This is a genomic window from Methylobacterium sp. D54C, assembly GCF_053345595.1.
This window is the reverse complement of record NZ_JBKFAK010000234.1, coordinates 1-291: the sequence shown is the minus strand read 5'-3', so window position 1 is coordinate 291 and position 291 is coordinate 1. Positions and strand designations below refer to the sequence as shown.

Sequence of the window (291 nt, the reverse complement as noted above, 5' to 3'; positions counted from 1 at the left end):
GTTGGCGAGCGCCGCCGCCTGCTTGGTCTCCGCGAGCGCCCGGATCAGGTCCGGGCAGGTGGCCAGCGTGGTGCCGGTGATCGGGAAGTTCTCGACCGCGCGCAGGGTATGGATGCCCCAGTAGGCCGTCTGCGGAACCTCGCGGTCGCCCAGGAGGTCGTGCTCGGTGCGGGTGGCGGCGGCGGAAGCGACCTCGGACACGGCTCTCTCCTGGCGCGCGGAAGCGATCCGGCGCGCCGTAGGGCAGGACGGTTGGGCAGACGATTGCGCGTGAGCGACCGGCCCGCGTGA

The 291-nt window shown here is 72.9% G+C and carries 1 pseudogene; it reads right to left on the bottom strand.

Annotated elements, in window-relative coordinates:
• Window positions 1–201, bottom strand: a pseudogene (aspA, locus tag ACLBYB_RS33310) (aspartate ammonia-lyase); the annotation flags it as partial.
• Between the last annotated feature and the right edge of the window lie 90 nt (window positions 202–291).